The organism is Methyloligella sp. GL2, from assembly GCF_013341275.1.
Lineage (GTDB): Bacteria > Pseudomonadota > Alphaproteobacteria > Rhizobiales > Methyloligellaceae > Methyloligella.
The window spans coordinates 1,037,357-1,062,809 of the sequence record NZ_CP054476.1 but is presented as its reverse complement, the minus strand read 5'-3'; the positions used below and the strand labels follow the sequence as shown (position 1 = coordinate 1,062,809).

The following is a 25,453-nucleotide window of genomic DNA, read 5'->3' as shown; positions in this document are numbered from 1 at the left end:
GCGCCCTACCCCACCGCCACGTCGTAGAGCAGCTTGGCGTTCAGCACGACGATCAGCCCGGCCACGATCCAGGCCAGCACAGCCCAGCGTCTGGAGATGGCGAACTCGCCCATCTTGCCCTTATCGGAGACGAACTGCACCAGCGGGATCACCGCGAAGGGCAGCTGCATCGACAAGATCACCTGACTGAGGATCAGCAGCTCCGCCGTGCCCCGCTCGCCGTAAAGCGCCGTGACCGCCACCACCGGCACGATGGCGACGCCGCGAGTCACCAGCCGCCGCAGCCATTGCGGCAGGCGGATGCGCAGGAAGCCTTCCATCACGATCTGCCCGGCCAAGGTCGCCGTCACCGTCGAGTTCAGGCCTGATGCCAGCAACGCCACTGCGAACAGCACCGAGGCAATGCCGACCCCGAGCAGCGGCGTGAGCAGGTGATAGGCCTGCTCGATCTCGGCCACGTCGGTCCGCCCCTGTGTATGGAACACCGCCGCCGCCAAGATCAGGATCGCGGCATTGACGAACAGCGCCAGCATCAGCGCGATGGTGCTGTCCGCCGTGGCCCAGCGGATCGCGGCGCGCTTGCCCTCGCCGGTCTTCTCGTATTGCCGTGTCTGCACGATGGAGGAATGCAGATAGAGATTATGCGGCATCACCGTCGCGCCCAGAATGCCGATGGCGATATAGAGCATCGCCGGGTTGGTGACGATCTCGGGCGAAGGCACGAAGCCGCCCAGCACCGCCGCCACCGAAGGCTGCGCGAATACGATCTCGATGGCGAAACACGTCGCGATCACCACCAGCAGCGAGACGATGAAGGCTTCCAGCACGCGGAAGCCGCGGCTCATCAGCATCAGCACCAAAACCGCATCCAGCGCCGTCAGCAGTGCCCCGATCACCAGGGGAATGCCGAACAGCAGCTTCAAGGCGATCGCCGTGCCGATCACCTCGGCGAGGTCGCAGGCGATGATGGCCAGCTCGCACGCCGCCCACAGCGCCAGACCGACGGGCCGGGGATAAGCCTCGCGGCAGGCCTGGGCCAGATCGCGCCCCGTGGCGATGCCGAGCCGCGCGGAGAGCGCCTGCAGCAGGATCGCCATCAGGTTGGAAAGCATGATGACCGAGAGCAGCGTGTAGCCGAAGGCCGACCCGCCGGCGAGATCGGTGGCCCAGTTGCCCGGGTCCATATAGCCGACCGAGATCATGTAGCCCGGGCCGGAAAAGGCGAACAGGCGGCGCAGCCATGAGCCCCGCTCGGGCACCGGTATGGAGGCGAACACCTCCGGCAGGCTCTCCCGCCCCGGCGCGAGCCGTTTGCCGAAGCCGGCCCTGCCTTCTTGCTTCAACGCCTCCGCCGATGCGACGTCGTCCATGCTGCTCCCCGACCCTTTGGCGGCGCTCGCTAGTTGCAATCGCCTTGCAACTAGACAATGGCAGCCGCCATACCGCGTATCAAGAGAATGCATCTAATTTGCAGCTAGAGATCGGCTGTCAGCCCCCAAGGACCGGTCGCGACCGTCGCCGGAGCGAACCGCGTAGTCCTATGATATCTTTGGCGAAATAAAACTCACCGGCAGCCGTATGGGCGCCGCATGCCGTGTCGATCCGCCGCGCCGCCACCTATGTGGCAGCGACGCCGCGGGATGGTTTCGTCTGCTTTAGGGAAATTCGGCGCCGCGCGCCCTCAGGAATCGTCCTCGACATCGGCCTCCGGCCGGTCGTCCCCGCGCGAGAGCTCCTCATGCCATTTGCCGCTGGCGTCTTCCCATTGGATCGCCGTGGTCGAGCCGCCGAGCTGCTGTTCGGCGGCGGCACGCTTCGCCGCGCCGAGCGCCGCCTCGTGGCTCGGAAACGTCTCGGAGAACACCTCTCCCAGCTTATAGGCCCAGCCGCCATCGTGCTGCACCACGTGATAGATGATTTTGCTCATCGCCTCCTCCCCGGAAATTTCTTACAAGATTAAGGCGAGGGAACGCGCACGCAAAGCGCGCTGTTCCGTTGCGGCAACATACCTCAAGCTTGCCACCGATCTGGGAGACGGGAAATGATCTTGGGGCTTTCGAGCGGGGCTTTCACCGAGCTTCACGTGACCATCAGCCTGATCGCCATCGTCGCCGGGCTGGCGGTGCTGACGGCGATGCTCAGCGCCGAGAAGCCGAGCCGCTGGACCGGCGTCTTCCTCTGGACCACCGTGGCGACCAGCGTCACCGGCTTCCTGTTCCCAAGTCCCGGCGGGCCGACGCCGGCCCAGATCGTCGGCATCATCTCGCTGATCGTGCTGGCCTTGGCCCTGGCGGGCTTCTACCTGTTCCGCTTCCGCGGCCCCTGGCGCTTCATCTATGTCGCCGCGGCGCTGCTCGCTCTCTATCTCAATGTCTTCGTCGCGCTGGTACAGGCCTTCGAGAAGATCCCGGCCCTAAACGCCCTGGCCCCCACCGGCAGCGAACCGCCCTTCCTCATCGCGCAAGGACTGATCTTCGTCGCGTTCGTGATTTTCGGATTTTTCGCCGTGAAGCGCTTTCACCCGGAGACGGCTTAGGCACCGGCCTCTTTCTCAATGTCGTCGTACCCTTGGTACGGACCTTTGAGAAGTCGCCGGCTCTGAATACGGCAACGTCCAACAGCACCGGAACTGCCCCCTCCAAATCGCGCAAAGGCCGATTCTTGTCGCCACATACAACCTTTGCGTGCTATTTTGACCATTTAGTGCACAGACTCTGTTGCCCCTCTCTGGCGAAGAGAGAGCTTCTTGAGTCTCGCCTCGGAAAAGCGATTTCGTGTCTGCCACAGCAGTGCATGGGGCACCAACATGAGCATCTCTCAATCCATAAAAGACAAAATACAAGAAAAAACAGAAATAGAACTCGATATAGAAATAAAGAAACTCAAAGACGAGCTAAGCAAGGCGCCACCGTCGCATCTACGAAAGGCACTTACCGCGCCCTTCAGATTTTTTATATCCAATATACAAATAATTACAGCAATTGGAGTTATATTTACATTGTATTTAGGCGTCTTATCTTACGAAAAGGATATAAAAGATAAAAGGGACGAAAGATTCTTCTCTCTAACAAAAATATTGCTTAGCAATGCAGTAGGAGAATCTAAAATAAATAACGATGCAGTGGCGGCAGCCATTGGCTCCATAAGATCAGGATATTCTTCCGATAAGGAATACGCCTTTTCTACAGCATTCTTCGTGATGCCATACGCAGCATTGAAAGAAAAGAAATCGGCTCCACTTCGGAGGATTGCATCACAGACACTAGCCGATTCCATCGAGAAAATCGATGACTATGCCGAATTTCAGGCCGTCTTCACAAAGTGGTATGAAATAGTATTTTCCTTTTCAGAAGATGACACGCCTGAATTTGTCTACGATACGGGCCGCGTCGTATGCGCGCTGACATCGACATTTCAGCGTTTCGGTTTTGAGAGCGACGACAATAACCTCACTTGCGAACGCTATAAGCGTGAGCCGCGGGCGGAGGAAGTACAGTCGATAAATGCATCAAGGTTTACGAGATCTCAGAAAGAGCATGGCGAACCTTGAAGTGGCGGTCCCTATGACAACGCTCACGTACGCTTAGCCTAAGATTGAGGCACCACGGATATTTTCCGATTTCAGAGCCTTGAGACGCTCGATCACGCCTTCGCCCATTCCGCCAATTGCCGCCAGGGCTCGATATCCCAGGCGCGCCGTGCCGCCCCCGATGGCGAAGGCAGCACGAAGACGGCCGGTCCCGTCTCCTCGAGCGCCGGCTGCAGCCCGTAGCCGATCTTGCCCGCCGGCCGCTTCAGCCAAAAGGCGCCGGCGCCCTTGGAGGTAAAGGCGATGGCTTTCGGCGCAAACAGCGCCATCTTCTCGTCGAAGGCGGCGAGATCTTCGGCGGTGGGTTTGACGTTCCGCTCCTTCTCGCCCGCCACCTTCACCAGATCGGTGAAACCGAAGCCGAGCTCCAGACCTTCGCGGTAATCGGCCGGCTGAAACCGGCGCGGCGTCAGCCCAACCTCGAACAGGGTCGGCCAGAATTGATTGCCGCGTCCGGCGAAATAGGCCCCGGCCTTGGCCGAGCAGCCGCCGGCCTGGCTGCCCACGAAGACGATTTTGAGCCCCGGCGCCAACAGATCGGGAAGTTGCTCGCGCCCCTCGTCGATTGCCTCGGCCAAACTCATCGTGCTCTCTCCTATTCGCCTTTGCGTCATTGAGCCTTTGCAAGGTCCCTGAAGAAACTTCCGGCAAAGCGGCGCGCCGTCAAGCCGGCGCCAAACCCCTGTGGAGAAGCCCCCCCATCCACGCCGGCACAACACGCGCTTTAATTCCCACGCCAGGCGATTTCGCCTAGGGTCTTCGGAAAGGCGCGCGCGCGGGGGCGCGGCGCCTCGAATCTGGGGGGAGATTTCGGTGCAGCAGAAAAGACGCCGGGACCGGCTCAAGATCGCGGCGCTCACCGCTTCGATCGTCACGGCCATGCCGGCCATTGCCTTGGCGCAATATGAACCGGCCCCCAGCTTTCATGCCAAAGAGGTGGTGCCGCGCGAGCTGCTGAGCAGCCCCTATTACGAAATCGCCGACCGGGTGACGCTCCGCGATTACCAATACGTCTTTTCCCTGCAGACCCGCTGGGGCCGGTTCGAAGTCCAGGGGACGGAGCTGTTGCGCCTTCGCGCCAAGGAGATGGCCGCGACCGCGCAGCTGGAGAAGGTCAGCGGCGAAGAGACCACGCTCGAAGCGGCCAGCCGCACCGCATTGCGCCCCCTCTCCACCGTACGCGGCCTTCTCACCGATCCGGAAGAGACCATCTCCAACACGGTCAAAGGCGTTCGCAAGACGGCGGAAAGCGTCGAGGCGGGAATAGAGGCGACCGACCCCAACCGGGAACGGCCTCTTGCCGCGATCTCCGGCGGCGCCCAAGCCCGGCGCAATCTCGCCTATGACCTCGGTGTCGATCCCTATACGAGCTTTCCGCCCCTCGACGACCAGCTGACGCGGCTGGCGACCGCAAGCGCGCTCGGCCAGGTCTCCGTCCAGGCCGGCAGCATGTTCATCCCCGGCGCAGTCGGCCTTCCGCTTAGCGTCGGCAGCGCCAGCGAGACCTTGCGCCAGAACTTGCGCGACAAGACCGCGGGCGAATTGGAGCGCGACGGGCGGCAATCCCTCACCGCCATGGGCGTGCCGGAGGCGACCCAAGACGCATTCTACCGCAACCCCTCTCTCACACCGACCGACAAGGAGGTCGTTGTCGAGGCCTTGCGGAATATGAAAGGGCCTGAGGGAAGCGCCGATCTGATCGCACAGGCGGCCGGCGCCAGAAGCCCGCAATGGGGCTATATCTACCGGCAGCAGGCGATTCTGATGGCGAGCTACAGTGCGAAGGTGGCGCCGATCCGCCGCTTCGCCGAGCTCGGCAGCTGGCCGGCCATGGAGACATCCAGAGGCACGATCGCCATGTTCCCCGCCGATTATCTTTTCTGGTCGCGGCCGATCGAACAGAACATCGAAGCGGCGAATGCAAACCGGCCCGAGGGACCGGCCGAACTCGGCCTGATCGGCCAGACCAGCCGCCGCGCCGCCGCCGAACTGTCCAGCCTCGGCTGGGAGGTTATTCCCGATATCGGCCCGCGCCTCGGCCTGAAACCATAGAGCCGGAGTCTCTCTTCTCACAGAGAGATCAGCACAACGCCGACAACCGCCGCGATCAGCCCCACCACGCGGTACCACGGCATCGGCTCGCCCAGCACCAGCACCCCGAGCAAAGCCCCGCCAACGATGCACATGCCGTAGATCGGCACCACGATATTACGAAAGCTGCAACTTCAGAATTTCACCTGCAAGTTCGCCTTCGGTGTCATCTGAAATCCGTCCCACGCCGCGGTCGAGAGCGACGAGGTCTGGTCGGTATATTGAGCACCGGCCGAGAAACTCACATAATCATTCGGGGTCCAACTGGCGCGCAAGACCGGGTTGACGATGAAATCCTCACGCCCTCCCACAACGTTTCGATAGGAGGCAGCAGACAAGTTTGCCCCCGCAGCGAGGACCAACTTCTTGATCGGCGTCCGCCAATTGACCGTAAAGCCGAACGTGCCGAAGAATCGATCCTGGGAGGACTTGCTCGACCAGCTATTCCCCAGCCCTGCAGAGACATTGAGGAAATAGCAGTAATTTTCGGCGCCCTTCTCGCCGCAAACCAAGGAACCGATGGGGATGTTCTTGCGACTCCAACCAATGCCGGGAGTCGAAGCCTGAACTTTTTGGGTCCCAAATCCTGGATCGAAAGCCCCAAAAGCGTTGAACGTCAAAGCGATCCTATCGATCGTTGCGGTGCCGTCGGTTTTGTATTGGCTTACATAACGGGGTGAAAACGGATGCGTGTAGGTGAGCGTCCCGGAGAGAAGATCTGAGGAATCCCCATCCAGCTTGCTATAGCGAGCAGCACTTGGAGCGATGACCGTGGAAAATGTATCCTCGGTCTTTCCAATGCGGAACACGGCTTCCAGGAGCGCACTATTGTTGGCGATCGAATCCTCGATCGGATCGTCGGGACTTTGATTGGCGTTCGACTGCCAATCAAAACTGCTCGTCGCGCTCAAGCTGACTGCCACCTTTGTGGGTTCAGCGACCGTCTCGGTCTTGGAAACATAAATCGTCCGCGTTTTGCGAAGGAACCTCGTGCGTTCGCCTTTAATCTCGCGGTCTACCAGGGCTCCACGTTTTGCAGGAATCGACATCGTGAGATAATCGTCCGGTAGGAGCTTGGCATGCACCGCTTGTGCGATGTACGCGGATTGTACTGCCTCCGGCGACATCTCAAAAATGCCGGCTGGCGGTGGCACCTTCCCCTCAACTTGAGTCTCAACGAACTCCGCCTCCATTTGTGGTAACGGTACCTCCTCCGGCTCCGCGACCTCCTCGGTCACAACTTCGGGCACCACCCTGGTCCTGGTCTCCATCCGCGTCGGCGGCGTTGGCGGCGGCGCTTCGGGGATGAAGCTTTCCAGACGATTGAGGAGGTTTGGATCATTGACCTGTGCTTCGGCTTGAACGGCGAGGAAGCAAGGCACAATTAAAACAACAAGGCCAGCAACGGCCGACCTAGCGAAGATTTTAGACATGATGACACCCCACACTTACCCTGAACTACAACCACAGGTTACGGTTAAGGATGACATCTCTCAACTTAAGATATATGACGGCGGCTTTCATGTGCGCGTTGGTTGTCACTCCCGCGGTGACATTGGCCAAGTCTGGTAGGACGGGGGACGACCCGAATCTCATCAACCGCTTGGAGAACTTCATACCGGAGCCGTCGTCGCCACCAGATTTGCTGCTCAGCCGGCCCACAGAACGTCAGGAGTCACCGCGCAAGCAGCCGAAGAAGCGCTTCTTCCGCCGGCGCGACTGACGCCAGCCGCGCCCGCCCCCATAAAAAAGGGACCGCCGGTTTCCCGGCGATCCCTCGCATGTAAGCGTCCCTTAGGAACGCATGCCCTTACGGGCAGTACCATACCGGTCCGATGGCGATGCAGCCGCGACGGCTCCAGCCATAGGGCCGGTAGGAATAGCGGTACCAGCCGGGCGGCGGCCGCCGGTAGTAGCGGTGGTGATGATAGTGGTGGCGGTGGTAGTTATGCCGGTTGTGATATTTGTGGCGGTAGCGCTTCTTCCACTTCTTCTTGTTGCCGACTTCCACCAGCAGATCCGAATTATCCGTGCCGTATTGCACGGCGGGAGTAACGGCCAATGAGGCCGCTGCAGGCGCGGCCTGCGCGCCGGTGGAAACCAGCAGCGCGGCGAAACCCGCAGCAATCAAATACTTCAACACGCGTCTATCCTTCTGAGTGTCCTCGGCGGCCGGCCAATCGGCACGGCCGGAGACAGCCTAGCTTGAGAAAGTGGCTGCTTCGGTACAAACCGTTTTAGCACGGCGGCGGTTCCACCGTTTCTTCAACCGCCTCAAGCGTTTAATGAAGTCTTCATGCGCGCCGCACGGCCTGCTACCCCCGCGGCGGGCGGGTGCGGGTTTGGAACCAGGGGCGGTATTCCTCCGCCATGATGCGGCGCTGGGAGTCCGGCGCGTAGCGCTTGCATGTCGCCGCCTCCTTGCTGCCCTTCGGCGCGCCCCAGCGCAGCTCCACGCAGTCGTTGATATTGTAGGCCATCTCCAGCGCATCGGCCCGGTCGACCACATCTTTCAGCGTCAGCGTCCAGTCCGACCCGTCGGAGCGCTTATAGGTCAGCGTGCGCTTGGAGAGTTCCTCATTCAGCGTCGCCTCCAGCATCGCCTTCACCTCTTCGGGGCTCTTGCCCGCCGGCATCTTGTAGCGCTCCGGGCGCCGCGCCACCCGCTCCGGGAAATGCCGCACCACGTCGAGCGCGATCAGAAGCCGAAGATCGCGCGCCGGCGTGGCATAGGCCTCCCACGGTCCCGTGGTCTCGAAGATCGACGGCCCGTCGGGCATCGCCACCCGGCCCCCGCCCTTCACCTGATACTGCCGGCCGTTCTCCACCGAGATGACCCGCGCATTCACCTGCTCGGCGAAAGAGGTGATGGCGTCCTGCTGCGCCCGCACCGGATCGAGCGGCGCCGGCGACATCACATCGTCCATGCGGTCGTAGAACTGCTCCACCGTGATCTTCGACTGCGCGTCGGAGAAGTCGCCGTAATCGGGATCTTGAGCGATCTCCGCATTGGTCAGCCGCCGCAGCCGGCCATTGGCATCGCGGCGGATCGGCCGGAAATGCTTGAAGCCTGGCCCGCCGAGCGAGGGATCGGTATCGAACAGGAAATTGCCGCGCCAGAAGCGCTTGCGCGCCACCGTCCCGTCCGGCTGCGCATCGACGGCAAGGAATATGCCGGCGCTGTCGCCCTGCTGCGGCACCCGCTTCACCAGGATCAGAATATGCCCGTAAGGATCGGCATAGACAGTGCCGGGGCGAAGGCTCTCTTGCGTCAGTGCGACCGGGTAGAAATCGCTGTCGTTGTCGTCCGTAGCGGTCCGCCCATTCCCCGAATGCACCCCATTGGCGATGGTGATGCGCAGGTAATACCCGAAGCCCGGCACCAGCCCTGCCGGCCGCGGCGGCAGGCGCATCACCGGCTCGCGCTGTGGCTGTAGCGCGCCGAACAGCCCGGCGCTTGTCTGGCGCACCGGCTGCGGGCTGGGCCGCGGCTCTTCCCGTTCGGTGCTCCACCACTGATGACATTGCGGTGCCTTGCCGGTACCGCGGGTGCATTTGGCGTAGCCGAAGGGCAGCCCCTGCTTGAAGGCGAAATAGGCGCGCAGGAAATAAGGGAGATCGGCGCAATCGGGCCGGATCGTCATCCCCTTCTGGTCCTCGCCGAGCGCCAGCGAATTGAACAGCAGATTGCGCGAGGGCTCGCGCAAGACCTCATGCAGCGCCTTCCAGGAAGGCTCCGCATCGAGCGGCGCCTCGAATAAGGTCTGGATCCAGGCGGAATAGAGATTTTCCTGCGCGCGTGTCCATGTCCGCTCCACCGGCCAGACCGCACCGCGCCGCGACGAGGGCCCGCGCTGCGGGTTGGCGGCGACCGCGATCTTCCGCGTCACGCTGATGCAATCGGGTGAGGCGGTCTTTCGGGTCAGGATCGCCTGCCAGTTCCCGGCTGCCGGCCGGTCCACCTCCGCGATCCAGAAATAGGGCGGCCCACCCTGCTGCGTATTGGCGATCGCCTCCACCCGCCCATCCGGCGCGATCAGCGACAGTTCGCCCTTCAACGGTTCGTCCGTGGCGAACAGCACCCGCAGCTTGGTGCCCGACCAGGGCGCATTGGGCGAAGCCAGCATGGCGAGGCTGGGATCGTCGCAAGCCGCGGCCGTACCGACCTCTTGATTGGCCTCTTGATCGGCCGCTTGTGCCTGCAGCGGGGAAAATGAAAACGCGGACAGCGCAGCCGCAGCGAGACAGGGCACGAAACAAGCCATGAGCCCGCGCGCGATAAGCCGGTAAACAGGAAACATGGAAGCCTCCTGAGCAAATCCCTCGAGTCGGACGAGTATAGCAAAACTTGCGTGCAAAAAGAGGCAGAGCACAAGGAAACGGTGTGAAGCGAACCGCGCTGCCGCCATATCGCCCTGTTGTAAAGCCAAGGCTATAGTGCCGGCGATGAGTTTCCGGGCACGTCACGCCGGCCCGAACTTTCGGTAAGAAAGCCCCATTCAAGCAAGCGAGCCTCTTTTCCCGTGTTTTTCCGAACCGACCGAAGCGTCACCATGCGCCCGATCGCAAAAGCCCAAAGCGCCACGGCGGCGGCGTTCAGCCTCCTCCTGGCGCTGACGCTGATCCTCGGCCCTGCCACCGCCAAGGCCCAGATGGCGCCGCCGAAGATCACCGCCCAATCGGCCTTCGTGCTCAACGCCGATACCGGCCAGGTGCTCTATAGCAAGAATGCGGATAAGCGCTTCCGCTCACTCTCCATCACCAAGCTGATCACCGGCTATATCCTGGTGCACACTTTCGGCAACCGGCTCGATCTGGAGACCACCATCACGCCGAACGATCTCGCCCATGGCTCCAATGCCGGGCTCAAAGTCGGCGATATCTGGAGCCTGCGCGATCTGCTCTATGCCATGCTGATGGTCTCCGGCAACGATGCCGCCACCGCCATCGCCGATTATGTCGGCCGCGCTCTGCTCGCCCAGGAGGGACGCCAGGGCGACGGCGTGCAGCGCTTCGTCGAGGCGATGAACGGCACCGCCGCCGCCATCGGCGCCAATCAGACCAACTTCGCCGATGCCGACGGGCTCTCCGCTAACAACACCTCCACCGCCTACGATCTGGCGCTGATCGGCTCGGTCGCGTTTCGAGATCCGCGCCTCTTGCCGTTCTGGAGCTGCAGCCAGCACGCCATCCATATCGGCGGGCCCAACGCCCGCACCGTGACACTGCACAGCAAGGTGGAGATCATCGGCGAGCCGGGCATCGTCGGCGCCAAGACCGGCTCCTATTTCAGCAAGGGCCTGTATCACCTGATCGCCGGCTGGCGGGCGCCGAACGGCCAGACCATCGTCGCCGTGGTGCTGGGCAGCGCCAGCCATCCGGCGCGCTATAACGATGTTCGCGCCATCATCAACGCCCTGCCGCAAGACTATCCGGAGCTGAACCGCGCCGTCGCCTCGGTGAGCGCGGCGCCGCCGCCCTTCCAGACCGTCTGCCGCTAGAGCCGCCGCTCAGCTCCGATCCGCGGCCTGCAGCTTTTCGCGCACCGTGATCAGCACACGCCGTAGCTCGGCGAGATCGCCGGCAGGCAGATCCAGCGCTTCCAGAGTTTGCGCCGGCACGCAGGCCGCCTTCTTGGCAATGCGCTTTCCCTGCGCCGTCAGCGAGACGCGGACGATGCGCTCGTCCTCGGCGTCCCGCCGCCGCGTGACATAGCCGCTCGCCTCCAGCCGCTTGATCAGCGGGGTCAGCGTGTTGGACTCCAAGAACAGCTTCTCGCAGATATCGCCAACAGTCTGGTCGTCCTCCGCCGAAAGCAGCACCATCACCAGATATTGCGGATAGGTGAGCCCGAGCGCATCCAGCCGCGGCTTGTAGAAGCGGTTGAAGGCATGCCCCGTGGAATAGACCGCGAAGCACAAGAACGCATCCAGCGGATCCAGCGCTTCGGATTTTGTCTCTTTTGATTTCAGGTCCTTAGCCATACCCAATATATAATATCGCACGCGATTTAATCGCAACCCTTGACATTCATCTCGTTCGCCTCCTATTTATATCGTGCACGATTTAATCGCTTACGAACAATGGAGACTCGAAATGTCCAAGACCCAAGAAGCGATCGAGCGGCTGGAGCCGCAAACCCGCAAATTCATCGACAGCCTGGCCGGTGCCACGCCGATCTACACCCTCTCGCCGGAAGAGGCGCGCGGCGTACTCGCTGGCGCACAAAAATCGGTAGAGGTGACACTCGCCCCCGCCGATGTGGAAGACCGCACTCTCGATATCGGCCCGACGGGCAAGACCAAGATCCGCATCTACCGGCCGCAAGGCGTGCAAGCTGCGCGTCCCGCCGTGATCTATGCCCATGGCGGCGGCTGGATCCTCGGCGATGTCGAGACTCATGAGCGGCTGGTCCGCGAGTTGACCGCGGCCACCGGCGCCGTCTTCGTCTTCGTCGATTACGAGCGCTCGCCGGAAGCCCGCTATCCCGTCGCCGTGGAACAGATCTACGCCACGCTGGACTACGTCGCCGCCCATCCGGAAGAGTTCGGCGTCGATGCGAGCCGCCTCGCCGTTGCCGGCGATAGCGTCGGCGGCAATATGGCCGCGGTCACCGCCATCCTCGCCAAGGAGCGTGGCGGGCCGAAACTGGCGGCCCAAGTCCTGGCCTATCCGGTGACCGACGCTTCCATGTCGAGCGCCTCTTACCAGGACTTCGCCGACGGTCCCTGGCTCACCAAGCCGGCCATGACCTGGTTCTGGGATGCCTATCTGCCGGAGGTCGAGAAGCGCGCCGATATCCACGTCTCGCCGCTCAACGCCGATGCGGCCACCCTTTCGGGACTTCCGCAAGCGCTGGTCGTCGTCGATGAGAACGACGTGCTGCGCGACGAGGGCGAGGCCTATGCCAGGAAGCTGTCCGAGGCCGGCGTCAGCGTCACCGCGGTCCGCTATAACGGCACCATCCACGACTTCCTGCTGCTGAACCCGATCGCCGGAACCCCGGCCACCCGCGCCGCCGTCGACCAGGCGGTCGGTTACCTCAAGAAAGTCTTGGCCAGCTGACGAACCGCTGACCATGGGCCAAACCGACAAACCAAGACAACGAAGCGCCAGCCGTTCTTCCTCCGGAGCGGCTGGCGGTCTCGTCTCACTCCGGCTCGACCAGATCCATCGCCAGGCGCCCCAGCGCGCCGATCAGCATTAGGGCCGAGCCGACGATGAACAGCCAGACCGCGAAGCTATACCAACTCGGGAAGCGCGGCAGGAACATCACGCTGCCGACGACGAAGGCCGTGTTGCCGAGCACGCCGAGCACCTGATGCACCCAACCGTATTTGTGCACTATGAGCTGGATCGGTGTTGTCATCGCCTCCCCCTGCCGAAACCCGCCGCGACCCTAACGGCGCGGCCACCGGCCTGTCCACGGGGCCGACTTGCGGCCCGCACGATCTAACGCTCGAATCTTTCGGGATAGAGCGAAGCGGCGCCGTCCGTATCGCCGGTCTCGCCATAACTGAGGGGCTGGGCATTCGCATCGAGCAGCCGGCCGCTGATCACCTTCCCCACCGCCAGCACATGATCGCCTGCGGGGCATTCGTGGGTGACTTCGCATTCGAACCAGGCGAGCGCATCGTTCAACAGCGGCACCCCGCCGGAGCCGCCGCTCCAATCCTGCCCCGCAAGCTTGTCGGCCGAGGCCGGCTGGCCGAAATGCGCCGCAAGATCGGCTTGGGTCTTCTTCAGCACATTGACGCTGAACCGCCCGCCGGCCTTCAGCAGTGCATAAGAAGCATGCTGCTTGTTGATGCTAAGCGCGATCAGCAGTGGATCGTAGGAGACCTGCATCACCCAGGCGGCGGTGAAGGCGTTGCGCGTCTCGCCATCCGCCACACCGATCACATAGACGCCTGAGGTCAGCCGCTTGAACAGCTCCGGGATAGGTTGGGTCATGGTCTCTCTCCTGCCGGTCACGAACGCCGGCGTACGATCATAGAACGCCGACGCGAAATTCCCGTTCATGCACCTCGCCTTTACCAGCCCCGCGCCATAGAGAGGACCGACACGCGCTCCGGGAGAGATGCCATGCCGCCGCTTCGCCGCCTCGCCTTGCTGACGCTCGCCGCGCTTGCCCTTGCCGGTGCCAGCCCCGCCACCGCCGAGGATGCGCCGAAACAGGCGGAACGGCCGACCATGCAGCTGCTCAACGCGCCGGTGGTGCCGGTGCCCCCGCTTCTGACCCAAGACGATATCGACCGGGCGACGGACGCCCTCGACGGTATCGTCACCGAGGCGATGCAGCGCACCGGGCTTCCCGGCCTCGCCGTCGGCGTCGTCTATAAGGACAAGGTGATCTATGCCGAGAGCTTCGGCGTTCGCGAGATCGGCAAACCCGGCAAGATCGATGCGGACACCGTCTTCCTGCTCGCTTCCGTTTCCAAACCCATCGCCTCCACCATCGTCGCCAAGCTGGTCGGCGAGGGCAAACTCGATTGGACCGATACGGCGAAGAGCCACAACCCGGCTTTTGCCTTGAGCGACCCTTACGTCACTGAGCACGCCACCATCGCCGATCTCCTGTCGCATCGCAGCGGGCTTCACACCGGCGCCGGCGATCTTCTGGAGGATCTCGGCTTCGGCCGCAATTACATCCTCTCCCATATCGATCAGCAGCCGCTCGATCCCTTCCGCGTCACCTATCGCTACAGCAATTTCGGCTATACCGCCGGCGGCATCGCCGCGGCGGAAGCGGCAGGCATGAGCTGGGAAGATCTCGCCGAGACGGCTTTGTTCGAGCCCGCCGGCATGGCGACCGCCAGCTATCGCCATAGCGACTATCTGAGCCATGAGGACCGCGCCCATATTCACGCGAGGACCGAGGATGGCGGCTGGGCGGCGCTCTACGACCGCAACGCCGATGCCGAAGCCCCGGCCGGCGGCGCCTCCGCCTCGCTCAACGACATGCTGCGCTTCCTGCGCCTGCAACTCGGCCAAGGCACACTGGACGGCACCGAGATCGTGAGCGCGGACGCCCTCGCTGCGCCCCATGTGCCGCAAGTCATCCCCGGCCCGCCCTCTTCGCCCGCCGCCCGTGCCGGGTTCTATGGCTTCGGCTGGAACATCTCTTACGACGATGAGGGCCGCGCGCGCATCGGCCATTCCGGCGCTTTCGAGCTCGGCACCGCCACCAACATCACCTTCCTACCGGGCGAAGATCTCGGCATCGTGGTTCTGACCAACGGCATGCCCATCGGCGTTGCCGAGGCGATCAGCGCCGCCTTCCTGGATGTTGCGCAGAACGGTCATCAGACCGTGGATTGGGTCGGCTTTCTCGGCGGTATCTTCGACCATATGCGCCAGGCCGAGGCACCCGAGGTGGACTACAGCAAGACGCCCGCCGAGCCGAAGCCGGCGCAAAAGCTCGCCGCCTATACCGGCAGCTACGGCAACGGCTATTACGGCCCGCTCACGATCGCGGAGAAGGACGGCGCCCTCGCCATGACGCTCGGCCCGCAAGGTTCGCCGACGACTTTCGCCCTCACCCATTTCGATGGCGACACGTTCAGCTTCCAAACCATCGGAGAGAATGCCAACGGGCTCGCCGGCGCCATCTTCCAGCTCGGTGCGGACGGCAAGGCGGAAAAAGTCGTGCTGGATTATTACGACCGCACCGGCCTCGGCAGCTTCGTGCGGGAATAGACGCCAAACCCCGCGCCTTGCGCTAAGATGCGGCCATGATCAGGCCAACGCGTTTTCTGCCGCTCATCCTATACGCCGCTTTCGCCCTGCTGCCCGTGCCCGCCGCGGCGCAGGCGGTGCCCGACGGCGTGGAGATCTGCACCCGCGATGCGATGATCGTCTTCGATGCCTCCGGCTCCATGGCCGGCAGCACCACCCAGGACATCTACGCCCAGACCACGCGCCTGCAAGAGGTCCGCACGGCCCTGCAGACGGTGCTGCCCAACGTGACGCGGTTCCGCAAGGTCGGGCTGATCACCTATGGCCCCGGCCCCTATCAGCAATGCAATGTGGAGCTGGATCTCAAACCCATCCCCAACGCCACCGGCCCGATCATGAGCGTGGTGAACGGGCTCAAGGCCGCCGGCAAGACGCCGCTTTCCGACGCGGTGAAAGAGGCCGCCGAGGTGCTGCATTACCGCACCACGCCGGGCGTCGTCGTGCTTCTGACCGATGGCGAGGAAACCTGCGGCGGCGCGCCCTGCGAGCTCGGCAAGATGCTGAAGGAGACCGGCGAGGTCACCGTCCACGTCATCGCCTATAAAATGAAAGCGGTGCAGTGGATGGGCCCGCAGAGCATTCTCGAAGTGCAATGCCTCGCCCGCGAGACGAACGGCGAATACATCACCGCCGAAACCCAGGAAGATCTGGTGCGCGCCTTCGAAAAGACCCTCGGCTGCCCCATCGTATCGCAGGCCGGAAACGCCGCATCGCACCAGCGCTGAGCAAATTTATCCCCTAAGCCGGCGCCGTCGGATATTCTCCACAAATGGAGATTAGCGTGTGATTCGCGAGACTTGCGGATCACACCGTCACGGCGATTAAGAGGGGCTAGCCATGCGCATTCCGAATATTCTGCGAAATCTATTTGTCGCGTCCTTGGTCTTGGCGGCGGCGCTCGGCGCCAGCTTCGAGACGGCGCGCGCCGAGACCGGCACCATCCAGCTCACCATCCTGAAAGGCGGCTGGATCATCGGCGGCTCCGGCGGCCGCGGCACGCTCACCTTCCAGGGCAAGACCTATAAGCTCGGCGTCGGCGGCCTCGATTACGGCCTGATCTTCGGCGGCTCGAAAACCGTGCTGCACGGCACCGTGAAGCACATCAGCAAACCCTCCGATGTCGAGGGCGTCTATGCCGCCGCCGGCGCGGGGCTGGCGGTCGGCTCCGGCGTGCGCGCCATCGTGCTGACCAATCCGAAAGGCGCCGTTCTGCAGCTGGAAGGCCGCCAGGTCGGCCTGATGGCCAATGCCGATCTGAGCGGGCTGGCGATCTCCCTGAAATAGGGAAAACCTTCCCCAAAACACCCAAGGCGCGGGAGCTTTTCCCGCGCCTTTTGCTTGCCCTGCCCCCGCCCCATAGCACGCAAGAATAGCCGCGCGATATCAGTACGTTAAGCCACACCAAGCGGCCCCGTAACGGACCGCCGATCAATCGCTCCGGGGACGGACGATGACAAAATGTCGCGGCCGTTTTGGGGACATATTGTCGCGGCGGGTTTGGCAGGTTTGCCATTGGCAAAATTCCCACCGAAGGCGCCCAATTGCACAGTCTGCCGGAAAACGGCGGCAGCACTGTCGGCCGCAACGGCCGGCGGGGTCACCATAAGACAACTTGCGCATTAGGGAGAGACGCCAATGACCAAGACAATGGTCGCCTTCGTTTCGATTCTGCTGCTTTCGGGATCGGCCATCGCCGCCGAGAGCTGGAGCGACAGCTTCACCACCATCGACGCCGACGGCAACGGCTCGATCAGCCGTGTGGAATGGGATCAGGGCTCGCAGAAGCTTGACGATCCGACCTTCGCCCCGACCTTCAAGGCGATGGACGAGAACAACAGCAACAGTGTCAGCAAGGCCGAGTGGGCCGCCGCGCAGAAATTGACCGCGGACTATTCCGAGCGTTGCCGGGAATCCAACGAATCCTGGTGCAACTAAGCAAGGCCGACGGGCAAGTCTAAGCCGGCCTGTAAGCGCACCAGCGACCCCGAAGCCCGGGCGGGCCGATCCCCCGGGTTTCGGGGCGGTGGTGTTTTTTGTGCGCTCACCTAAGAAGTGGCAGACATTATTCCCATATAGGCACGAATGAGCATTGAGCTAATCCCGCAGCCTATAAGGGTCGCAGACCTATTCAGCCACATCGATATGGGCTTCCTCAATCGGAGGCTAGCGATCACGGCTCTCGGTCCATTACGCGACCATTTCTTCGAACGGCAGAGACCCGGCGAAGATCATATGACGGTGCTTTCAAACGACCATCTACTGGTGACGATGCTCATTGACCGATGCACCAACGCGGGCGTTCCGACACTCACCGAGGCGCTAAGGATTGATGCGCCACAACACATGTTCATGAGCATCGAAAGGTTAGAGCCGTGCCCGGAAATCTACGAAGCCGCACGAGTGAGCCACACTGTTCACTTTGACCTTGGCCAATCTAAGCCCGTCAAGATCACGTACCATACGTCCCACTTGGTGAGCGAAACTGGTCGCATGACGCTGGCAGACGGCTATGAAGATGGCCATCGACAAGCAATTATCGGGCTCTTGCGCGACAAAGGCGATGCATTTGAGGTCGAGCCAATTGTCATTGGTGCCCCTTGGCTTGAGCATCCCCGTAACGCGGATCACAGCGACTTAATGTGGTACTCGCACGACTATGGCGAGGTGCTCCCAGAGGACATTGCCGAATTCGCTCTCATGAAAAATGTGGAAATCGCAAATGCCGAAGAGTGGATGTCAGCCATGGAAAATATCTCTGAGGATCACGTCAAAGCATCAATTGCTCATTTGCTCAACGAGCCTACCAAGCCTGATTGGGGCGGCGAAGAGAATGACCATTTCTCGGCCAATGTAACTTTGGCAGAGAAACGTACAACAGCCGCATTCCTCCTAAAGGGCCCTTCGAAATTTCAAGAGATGACTCCGGCGATGTGCGGTAAAAACGGTGATCAAATCTATCGTTTGGCGAAGTCAGGAGCGAACATATCTGTCGTGCAACACGCACACCTCATTGGCTCCGCAGTACGCGAAACACTACGCTCAATGATCGCAACCTCCGGGCGCAGTCGAAAATTCTGCGTGATGGACGGACAAGCAACATACAAGCTCCTAAAGGCATACGGACTACTACCTTCAGGAGCGCAAACCTAGCGCGCAGCCCGAGAGTAAGACCACCAACCTCACCCCTCAGCCGCATCCTCCGGCGGAGGCGGTGGCAGCATGAAGAACCCCAGATAGCAGAGCGCCGCGCCGAGCAGCAGCGCCAGGGCGCCGAAGGCCAGCGGCAGGCCGCAGAGCTCCGTCGCCGGGCGCCAGAAGGCGATCATGTGATCGGGGGCGAGCAGCCAGAGGCTGGAATCGAACAGCACCAGCCAGCCCAGCACCGTGAAGATGATAGGCCAGTCGGGCACCCAGCGGTTATGCGCCAGCAGCATGGAGAGCCCGGCCAGAAAGCCGAGGATCGAGACGATATAGACCAGCGCCGGATCGTCCATGATCGCCGAAATCACGGCGAGAAAGCCGGTCGGGCCTATCAGCATGTCGATGCCGACCAGCGTCAGAAGCGGCCCCGTCAGCCGGGCCAGAAAGATCGATCGCTGCACAGCCCCTCCCCCATTTTCCTAGACGCCGCGATGGCGCGCCCCACGTTGCCGCCTTGCGCACGCAATCTGCATCCCGCGCTGCGCCAAAGCTCTTCAAGACCTTCCGAGAACTCTAGGCAGCGCCGCAGGCCGCCGCAACGGCTCCAAACGCCGTAAACGCCGTAAACCAAAACACCTTTGCCCCGGCGGCCGAACATAGACGGAGGACAACTGTACAAGTATAGTCCGCCGGACTTTCACCGCCTGATTGAAAATGCAAGGTCGAATGTTTGGCTTTGGTTGCCGGAAATTCCGTCAACCAGGGTCGGGTTTGAAAAACGCACCCCTTGCTACGATGCTTCAGGCAGTTTAAACGCAGCCAATCATTTGCCCGTTCTTGGGCAGATTGGCAGACGCTGCAGTGACACGTCGGCAAACTCTTCTCCTTCATTAACGAGGCTGAGACGGAAGTGACCAAAGACGCTTCGACCGAATCTGAATCTGAGGCTTCGTCCGGCACCTTCTCGGTCAGGGCGCGTTGGATCGCACTTCTGGTGCTGATCGTCGTGACCATCGGCGGCGCCCTCGGCTTTTGGCAGTACCGCATCTATTACCCGAGCACCGAGAATGCCTATGTCGGCTCGGAGATCGTGCGCGTTGCGCCGGAGGTGAGCGGTGTGGTCTCCGCCGTCTATGTCGATACCGACGAGGTGGTGAAGGCCAACGACCCGCTCTTCGATCTCGATCCCAGCCTCTATGATGCAGCTTTGCGCGGCGCCAAGGCCCAGTTCGATGCGACGGTGGAAGCTTCCGGCACGGCGGCCGACGATCTGAAGAAGGCGGCCGAGGATATGACCGCCAAGCGCAGCGCCCTCGACGAGGCCCTGGCGGCCTATCAGAAGGCCAAGGATGCGGCGCGCGATCCGGCCAGCACCTCCAGCGGCGACCTCGCCGGCGCCGAGCAGGCCTGGGACACGGCGCTCGACGACTACAAGGCGGCAGAGAAAGCCTTCATCGCCGCGCAAGACGCCAATATCGAAATCAGCACCCCGACCGTGAAGCTCCGCGCTGCCGCCGCCCAGCTGCAGAAGGCGGTGCACGACCGGGTGAAGACCCATATCCTCGCCCCCTCCGGCGGCACCCTGTCCACCGTCAATATCCGCCCCGGCAGCGCGCTACAGCAAGGCCGCCCGGTCTTCGCCATTATCGAGGGCGATCAATGGTGGGTGGACGCGAACTTCAAAGAGACCGACATCGCCCGCATCCATCGCGGGCAGAGCGCCGATATCAAGCTCGACATGTATCCCGGCGTGACCTTCAAGGGCACGGTCGACAGCATCAGCCCCGGCTCCGGCGCCACCTTCTCGGTGCTGCCGCCGGAAAACGCCTCCGGCAACTGGGTGAAGGTGACCCAGCGCTTCCCCGTGCGGGTGCGCATCGACGATCCGCAAGCCGAGCCGGGTAAGCCCCTGCGCGTCGGCGCCAGCGCCACCGTGACCGTCGACACCACCGACGGCCGGGATAACGGCAGCGCCACGGGCGATTCCGGCCAGGCGGCGCAATGACCGAAGCGACCGCGGAGGCCGGTAATCCGCTGGTTCCTCTCGAAGAGGAGGGACCGCATCCGAAGCCCTCGGTCGCGCTCGTCGTGGCGGTGGTCCTCACCGCCATCCTGGAAGTCCTCGACATCACCATCGTGAGCGTGGCGACGCCCCATATGCTGGGCGCGTTCGGCGCCACCCAGGATCAGATCACCTGGGTGCTGACCTCCTATCTGGTCGCCTCCGCCGTGGTGATGCCGCTCACCGGCTTTCTCTCCAGACGCATCGGCCGCCGCCGGCTGCTGACCAGCTCGATCATCGGCTTCGTCATCACCTCGGCGCTGTGCGGCATGGCCTGGAACTTGGAGAGCATGGTGGTGTTCCGCCTGGCGCAAGGCGTCTGCGGCGCCCCGCTGGTGCCGCTCAGCCAGGCCATCCTGCTTGATGCCTTCCCGCGCGAGAAGCACGGCCAGGCGCTCGCCATTTTCGGCGTCGGCATCATGGTGGCGCCGGTGCTCGGCCCGACCCTCGGCGGCTGGCTGACCGAGACCTTCATCTGGCGCTCGGTGTTCTACATCAACGTGCCGCTCGGCCTGTTCGCCCTGTTCCTGGCCGCCGGCCATCTGCCGCAATCGCCCACCCATAAGCTGAAGACCGACTGGACCGGGCTCTTATTGTTGGTGTTCTCCATCGGCTCGCTGCAATTCGTGCTGGATCAGGGCCAGACCCGCGGCTGGTTCGACAGCCATGTCATCCAGTTCTTCACCGGCATTGCCGTGTTTGGCGGCGCGGCCTTCTTCATGCGCGGCTGGTCCAAGCCGGACAACATCGTCGATCTGTCGCTGATCAAGGACCGCAACTTCCTCGCCGGGCTTCTGGCCATCATGGCCTATGGCGTCACCCTGTTCGGCACCGTCGCTCTGCTGCCGCTTCTGGTGCAGCGGCTGATGGGCTATCCGCCGATGAGCGCCGGCATGCTGTTCATGCCGCGGGCCATCGCCTCCGCCTTCGTGCTGGCCCTGACCGGGCGGGTGCTTTTGCGCTATTTCGATCCGCGGCTGCTGGTCTCCGTCGGCATCATTCTGTCCGCCATCGGATCCATGATGCTGGCCAATCTGACCCTGCAGGCCGACGCCTTCGCCATCGCCTTCCCCGGCGTCATCGCCGGTATCGGTATGGGGCTGTTCTTCGTGCCGCTCACCACCGTGGCCTTCGGCAATATCCCGCGCGAGCGGCTGGACGAGGCCTCCGGCCTCTTCGCCCTAACCCGCGGCATCGGTTCCTCCCTCGGCATCGCCGTGGTCAGCTGGCTGCTCGCCCGCCAGGGCCAGATCCATTGGAGTCAGCTCGCCAGCCACGTGACCCCGTTCAACCCGGAAGTGCCGAGCTATCTCGACAAGGCCGGGCTCGATCCCAACTCGGCGGAGTCGCTTGCGCTGATCGGCGGCGAGATCGCCCGCCAGGCCGCGCTGATCGCCTTCGTCGATCTGTTCTGGTTCATCGGCATCGTGACCTTCGCCATCCTGCCGCTGGTGCTCTTGATGAAGCGCCCGAAGATCGGCACCCCCGTGCTCGCCGGCGCCGGCTAAGCCGCCCGGCTAGACCGCCCCGCGCTTTGGAGCGCATGCGCCTCTCCCCGCGACAGTCAAAAAAGAACCCCCGGAAGCGGAAACTTCCGAGGGTCGTACGACCATAGGAATTTGGCGAAGGGTCCTAGAAGCAGACCCGTGCGCCAGAGGTGCAGACATAAGGCGAAACCACGCCGTGCCAGCAAACCGTATGCGTGGAGCGGGTGATGATATCCGGCTTTACATAGACATCCGCCGGAACCTCCGACCGCCAATAGGGCTGCGGCTTCATCTTGCGCGGCGCCAGGCTCACCGAGCGGACCCGGTATTTCGCCTTGATGTCGTTGACCGACTCGACCACCGCGGCTTGCGCGCGGGTCACCGCCGTCTGCTTATCGAAACCGTCAGCCGTGCCGGAAACGCCGACACACCGCGCTGCCGCCGGTGCACTCAGCCCAACGCCAGCTCCTGCAAACAATAGCGCCACAACCAAGGCGCGCCCGAACGAGCTCATCAACCGCTCCCCCTGTTAGCTAGAAAGAAGAGTCGGTAAGATATCTCGGGCGGGAATTCTTGGCAGCTTGCTTCCCTAGGGTGTAGCCACATTCCTGCACGACTGTAACGTTTCCGCCACAGGGTGTGGGAGGCCGCCGGCCGCCGCGGACCGACTTCTTGAGCGCTTCCGAAAGAGGCGAGAAATCAATGGCTTACAAGCGGGTTCTGGTCACCGGCGCGTCCAGCGGCATCGGTGCGGCGGCGGCCAAGGCCTTCGCCGCCCGCGGCGCGCGTCTGATTTTGCTAGCGCGCAACCAGGAGCGGCTCGAGCAGATCGCCGGCAACATCCGGGAGGGAGGCGGCAGCGCCGAGATCGTGGTCGCCGATCTTGCCGACTCAGATGCGGCCGGCGAGGCCGCCAAGACCGTGCTGGATCGCGGCGGTCCGCCCGATCTCTTGATCAACAATGCCGGTGTCGGACGCTGGATTCCGCTGATCGAGACCAGCGCCGAAGAGGCCCAAGCCATGATCGCGGTGCCGTATCTGGCCGGCGTCTACCTCACCCGCGCCCTGCTGCCGGCGATGATCGAGGCAGACAGCGGCCAGATCGGCTTCGTCTCCTCGCCCGCCTCCTATCTCGCCTGGCCCAACGCCACCTGCTACATCGCCGCCCGCCACGCGGTGAAGGGGCTGGCCGATGGCTTGCGCAGCGAGATGAAGCCGCACGGGATCGGCGTCAGCCTGATCGTGCTCGGCACGGTGGAGACCCCCTATTGGGAGCACAATCCCGGCAGCCGCGAGAACATGCCGGAGACCAATCAGACCTTGTTCCCGACGCTGACGCCGGACGAGGCCGCCAAGGCCATCGTCACCGGGCTGGAAGCCCGTAAGAACCAGATCGTGAAGCCCGGCCTGTTCCGCGCCCTGTTCGTGCTGAACGCGCTCTTCCCCAACCTCGTCGCCAGCCAGCTGCGCAAGGCCTCGAAGCGGGCGAAGCGGAAGGCGTGAGGGGCAGCGCCATTCAAACATCGGTCATCCTCGGGCGAGCGAAGCGAGACATGAGGGACGCACGGCCCCTACGCCTCTCTCTGTCGTCGTCATGCCCGGCCCCGCTCAAGTAGCGCGGAGCGTGTTAGCGCAAAAGGATGCGCCGGGCATCCACGCCGTTACCTCGCGGCGCGGTCAACGATTCATCGTAAAGACGGGAGCGAGCGGCACGGCAACGGCATGGCCCCTCGGGTCAAGCCCGAGGGTGACGAATGATCGTGATGACGGGGTGAAGCCCGGGCCCCCTAAGCCGCCTCCTGCTGCGCCTTCTCGTCCGGCAGAGGTGCGCCGTCCACGGTCTCCTCGGACGCCCGTCCGAAGCGCTCCAGCAGGCCCTTCATATATTTGCGGAAGCGGTAATGCTGGATCTCGAATTTGTGCCAGGCAGTGCCCTGATAGGCGATGCCGTGGCCGATATCCGGATGCCCGTCCCGCTTCAGCTTTCTGAACCAATCGGCCTTCTCGGAATCGCGCGCCAGCGCCACCAGGAAGCTGCCAATCAGCTTGGCCTGATAATCGGCGAGCTGCCACACGCCCCCTTCCGCCGGCTCGAACAGGCCGGCGACGAAGAAATCGTCCAGCTCCCGGTGGAAGGTATGGATGAACAGCTTCGAGCGCCCCTCGGCATCCAGAATGTATGAGCTATCCAAGAACGGGAAGCTGAGATCGTAGCCCGTGGCGAGCACGATCAGATCCGCCGCCTCCGCGCTGCCATCGGTGAAATGCACCGTCTTGCCGTCCAGCCGCACAATGCCCGGATGCACCCGGACGCGCCCATGCACCACGTGATCGAGATAGGTGGTGCAGGCGGTGGGATGCTGCTCGAACAGCCCGTGATCGGGCGCCGGCAGGCCGTAAGCCTTGTGGCTGCCGACCAGCACCAGCATCCCGGTCTTGTACAGCCAGCGCATGAAGCTGCGCGGCAGCGGCCAGCGGCTGGTGAGATCGATGAACCGGTCCGTCGGCCGGCCGAACACCATCTTGGGGAAGAAGTAATAGCTTCGCCGCATGGAGTGGATCGCCGCCGCCCCGTCCAGCGCCGCATCCGACAAAATATCCACGGCCGAATTTCCGGCCCCGACCACCACAACGCGCTTGCCCCGGAGCTGTTCCTTCGACTTCACGTCATGGGAGTGCAGGATCTCGCCGTCGAACGTGCCGGGATAGCTCGGCATTTTCGGCGACCAGTGATGGCCGTTGGCGACCACCAGCCCGTCATAGATGCGCGGCTCGCTCTCGCCTTTCAGCGTCACCTGCCAGCGCCCGTCGACCCGTTCGGCGCGGGCCACCTCGGAGTTGAAGCTGATCTTGTCGTAGAGCCCAAAATGCCGAGCATAGGCGCGCAAATACTCCTGCGCCTGGGCCGCGCTCAAATAATGCGGCAGCCCCTCGGCGAAGTTGAAGTCGGTATAGCGGGAAAGCTTCTGCGAGGAGTTCAGATAGGTCGAGCCATAGACCCGGTGCGGGCTTTCCGGGTTCCAGATCCCGCCCACATCGCCCAAGGCCTCGAAGCAGTCGAACGCAATATTCCGCTCCGCTAGGCTCTTGGCCACGGGCAGGCCGGAAGCCCCGGCGCCGATGATGCAATAGCGCTTTTCAGCGATCCCTTCAGTCATGGCGAGATGCGTGCCTTCCCATCCTCCCCGCCCGTCAAACGGGTGGCTCTCCCATAGCATGGCCGAGCCCTCTCGCGCACCCCAATCCCTTGCCGCAGGGGCGCACCGCCTGCGGCAGAAACGCCGCGTGACAGGGGATGGCAGCGCTGTAGCTTTGCTTTAAGGTCCGCTGCGGATTTGTTGGGGG

Annotated in this window: 26 protein-coding genes; 13 read left to right on the top strand and 13 right to left on the bottom strand. The window is 62.9% G+C overall.

From position 1 onward, the window contains the following. Positions 1-5: 5 nt before the first annotated feature. Positions 6-1,370, bottom strand: a complete 1,365-nt coding sequence (locus HT051_RS05035; RefSeq protein WP_174541022.1) for an Nramp family divalent metal transporter — start codon at positions 1,368-1,370, stop codon at positions 6-8. Positions 1,371-1,681: 311 nt separating this feature from the next. After that, entirely contained in the window at positions 1,682-1,927 is a 246-nt protein-coding gene (locus HT051_RS05030) for a DUF2188 domain-containing protein (RefSeq protein ID WP_174541021.1), read from the bottom strand. A 114-nt stretch (positions 1,928-2,041) separates the two neighbouring features. On the opposite strand from HT051_RS05030, the gene HT051_RS05025 reads away from it, so the two are divergent. Together HT051_RS05025 and HT051_RS05020 are read left to right on the top strand one after the other, a co-directional pair. Continuing rightward, positions 2,042-2,536, top strand: a complete 495-nt coding sequence (locus HT051_RS05025) for a hypothetical protein (RefSeq protein ID WP_174541020.1) — start codon at positions 2,042-2,044, stop codon at positions 2,534-2,536. 270 nt (positions 2,537-2,806) lie between these two features. Next, positions 2,807-3,550, top strand: a complete 744-nt coding sequence (locus HT051_RS05020; protein WP_174541019.1) for a hypothetical protein — start codon at positions 2,807-2,809, stop codon at positions 3,548-3,550. A gap of 92 nt (positions 3,551-3,642) precedes the next feature. Here HT051_RS05020 and HT051_RS05015 read toward each other — a convergent pair whose 3' ends face one another. After that, positions 3,643-4,173 carry a mismatch-specific DNA-glycosylase gene (locus HT051_RS05015; protein WP_174541018.1) on the bottom strand — a complete coding sequence of 177 codons (531 nt, stop codon included), beginning with the start codon at positions 4,171-4,173 and terminating at the stop codon, positions 3,643-3,645. Positions 4,174-4,402: 229 nt separating this feature from the next. On the opposite strand from HT051_RS05015, the gene HT051_RS05010 reads away from it, so the two are divergent. Continuing rightward, entirely contained in the window at positions 4,403-5,641 is a 1,239-nt protein-coding gene (locus HT051_RS05010; RefSeq protein ID WP_174541017.1) for a hypothetical protein, read from the top strand. Positions 5,642-5,658: 17 nt separating this feature from the next. Here the strand turns inward: HT051_RS05010 and HT051_RS15210 are convergent, their stop codons facing one another. The 4 genes from HT051_RS15210 to HT051_RS04995 form a co-directional block, all read right to left on the bottom strand. After that, the gene (locus HT051_RS15210) at positions 5,659-5,793 is read right to left on the bottom strand and encodes a hypothetical protein (protein WP_256396268.1); all 135 of its coding nucleotides are present in this window, start codon (positions 5,791-5,793) and stop codon (positions 5,659-5,661) included. A gap of 21 nt (positions 5,794-5,814) precedes the next feature. Then, positions 5,815-7,113: a hypothetical protein gene (locus tag HT051_RS05005; protein WP_174541016.1), complete on the bottom strand. Its 1,299-nt coding sequence runs from the start codon at positions 7,111-7,113 to the stop codon at positions 5,815-5,817. Positions 7,114-7,490: 377 nt separating this feature from the next. Further along, a complete protein-coding gene (locus HT051_RS05000) occupies positions 7,491-7,823 on the bottom strand; it encodes a hypothetical protein (protein WP_174541015.1) in 333 nt (110 codons plus the stop codon). A gap of 172 nt (positions 7,824-7,995) precedes the next feature. Then, entirely contained in the window at positions 7,996-9,981 is a 1,986-nt protein-coding gene (locus HT051_RS04995; RefSeq protein ID WP_174541014.1) for a hypothetical protein, read from the bottom strand. A gap of 252 nt (positions 9,982-10,233) precedes the next feature. On the opposite strand from HT051_RS04995, the gene HT051_RS04990 reads away from it, so the two are divergent. Then, positions 10,234-11,181 (top strand): D-alanyl-D-alanine carboxypeptidase family protein, encoded by a 948-nt coding sequence (locus tag HT051_RS04990; RefSeq protein WP_174541013.1) that lies wholly within the window; start codon positions 10,234-10,236, stop codon positions 11,179-11,181. A gap of 9 nt (positions 11,182-11,190) precedes the next feature. On the opposite strand, the gene HT051_RS04985 is transcribed toward HT051_RS04990, so the two are convergent. Further along, a complete protein-coding gene (locus tag HT051_RS04985; protein ID WP_174541012.1) occupies positions 11,191-11,664 on the bottom strand; it encodes a MarR family winged helix-turn-helix transcriptional regulator in 474 nt (157 codons plus the stop codon). A gap of 112 nt (positions 11,665-11,776) precedes the next feature. On the opposite strand from HT051_RS04985, the gene HT051_RS04980 reads away from it, so the two are divergent. Further along, the gene (locus HT051_RS04980) at positions 11,777-12,745 is read left to right on the top strand and encodes an alpha/beta hydrolase (RefSeq protein ID WP_174541011.1); all 969 of its coding nucleotides are present in this window, start codon (positions 11,777-11,779) and stop codon (positions 12,743-12,745) included. 85 nt (positions 12,746-12,830) lie between these two features. On the opposite strand, the gene HT051_RS04975 is transcribed toward HT051_RS04980, so the two are convergent. Together HT051_RS04975 and HT051_RS04970 are read right to left on the bottom strand one after the other, a co-directional pair. Beyond that, complete coding sequence (locus HT051_RS04975; RefSeq protein ID WP_174541010.1) at positions 12,831-13,049, bottom strand: YrhK family protein; 219 nt, start codon at positions 13,047-13,049, stop codon at positions 12,831-12,833. Between the two features lie 83 nt (positions 13,050-13,132). Continuing rightward, positions 13,133-13,633, bottom strand: a complete 501-nt coding sequence (locus tag HT051_RS04970; RefSeq protein ID WP_174541009.1) for a flavin reductase family protein — start codon at positions 13,631-13,633, stop codon at positions 13,133-13,135. 132 nt (positions 13,634-13,765) lie between these two features. Here HT051_RS04970 and HT051_RS04965 point away from each other — a divergent pair, with 132 nt between their 5' ends. The 5 genes from HT051_RS04965 to HT051_RS04945 all read left to right on the top strand — a co-directional run bounded on the left by HT051_RS04965 (position 13,766) and on the right by HT051_RS04945 (position 18,568). Next, the gene (locus HT051_RS04965) at positions 13,766-15,379 is read left to right on the top strand and encodes a serine hydrolase (RefSeq protein ID WP_174541008.1); all 1,614 of its coding nucleotides are present in this window, start codon (positions 13,766-13,768) and stop codon (positions 15,377-15,379) included. A gap of 35 nt (positions 15,380-15,414) precedes the next feature. Then, positions 15,415-16,143, top strand: a complete 729-nt coding sequence (locus HT051_RS04960; protein WP_174541007.1) for a VWA domain-containing protein — start codon at positions 15,415-15,417, stop codon at positions 16,141-16,143. Between the two features lie 112 nt (positions 16,144-16,255). Next, positions 16,256-16,702, top strand: coding sequence for a hypothetical protein (locus HT051_RS04955; protein WP_174541006.1), 447 nt, complete (start codon positions 16,256-16,258; stop codon positions 16,700-16,702). 351 nt (positions 16,703-17,053) lie between these two features. Next, positions 17,054-17,353, top strand: a complete 300-nt coding sequence (locus tag HT051_RS04950) for a hypothetical protein (RefSeq protein WP_174541005.1) — start codon at positions 17,054-17,056, stop codon at positions 17,351-17,353. 147 nt (positions 17,354-17,500) lie between these two features. After that, positions 17,501-18,568, top strand: coding sequence for a hypothetical protein (locus HT051_RS04945; protein ID WP_174541004.1), 1,068 nt, complete (start codon positions 17,501-17,503; stop codon positions 18,566-18,568). Between the two features lie 29 nt (positions 18,569-18,597). Here the strand turns inward: HT051_RS04945 and HT051_RS04940 are convergent, their stop codons facing one another. After that, positions 18,598-19,020, bottom strand: a complete 423-nt coding sequence (locus HT051_RS04940) for a hypothetical protein (protein WP_174541003.1) — start codon at positions 19,018-19,020, stop codon at positions 18,598-18,600. Positions 19,021-19,469: 449 nt separating this feature from the next. Between HT051_RS04940 and HT051_RS04935 the strand changes: the two genes are divergently transcribed. Together HT051_RS04935 and HT051_RS04930 are read left to right on the top strand one after the other, a co-directional pair. Then, positions 19,470-20,564, top strand: a complete 1,095-nt coding sequence (locus HT051_RS04935) for an HlyD family secretion protein (RefSeq protein ID WP_174541002.1) — start codon at positions 19,470-19,472, stop codon at positions 20,562-20,564. Further along, the gene (locus HT051_RS04930; protein WP_174541001.1) at positions 20,561-22,129 is read left to right on the top strand and encodes a DHA2 family efflux MFS transporter permease subunit; all 1,569 of its coding nucleotides are present in this window, start codon (positions 20,561-20,563) and stop codon (positions 22,127-22,129) included. Before HT051_RS04935 ends, HT051_RS04930 begins: the two co-directional genes overlap by 4 nt. Positions 22,130-22,253: 124 nt before the next feature. On the opposite strand, the gene HT051_RS04925 is transcribed toward HT051_RS04930, so the two are convergent. Next, positions 22,254-22,622: a hypothetical protein gene (locus HT051_RS04925; RefSeq protein WP_174541000.1), complete on the bottom strand. Its 369-nt coding sequence runs from the start codon at positions 22,620-22,622 to the stop codon at positions 22,254-22,256. A 188-nt stretch (positions 22,623-22,810) separates the two neighbouring features. Here HT051_RS04925 and HT051_RS04920 point away from each other — a divergent pair, with 188 nt between their 5' ends. After that, positions 22,811-23,611 carry an SDR family oxidoreductase gene (locus tag HT051_RS04920; protein WP_174540999.1) on the top strand — a complete coding sequence of 267 codons (801 nt, stop codon included), beginning with the start codon at positions 22,811-22,813 and terminating at the stop codon, positions 23,609-23,611. A 284-nt stretch (positions 23,612-23,895) separates the two neighbouring features. On the opposite strand, the gene HT051_RS04915 is transcribed toward HT051_RS04920, so the two are convergent. Next, positions 23,896-25,266 (bottom strand): NAD(P)/FAD-dependent oxidoreductase, encoded by a 1,371-nt coding sequence (locus tag HT051_RS04915; protein WP_174540998.1) that lies wholly within the window; start codon positions 25,264-25,266, stop codon positions 23,896-23,898. Between the last annotated feature and the right edge of the window lie 187 nt (positions 25,267-25,453).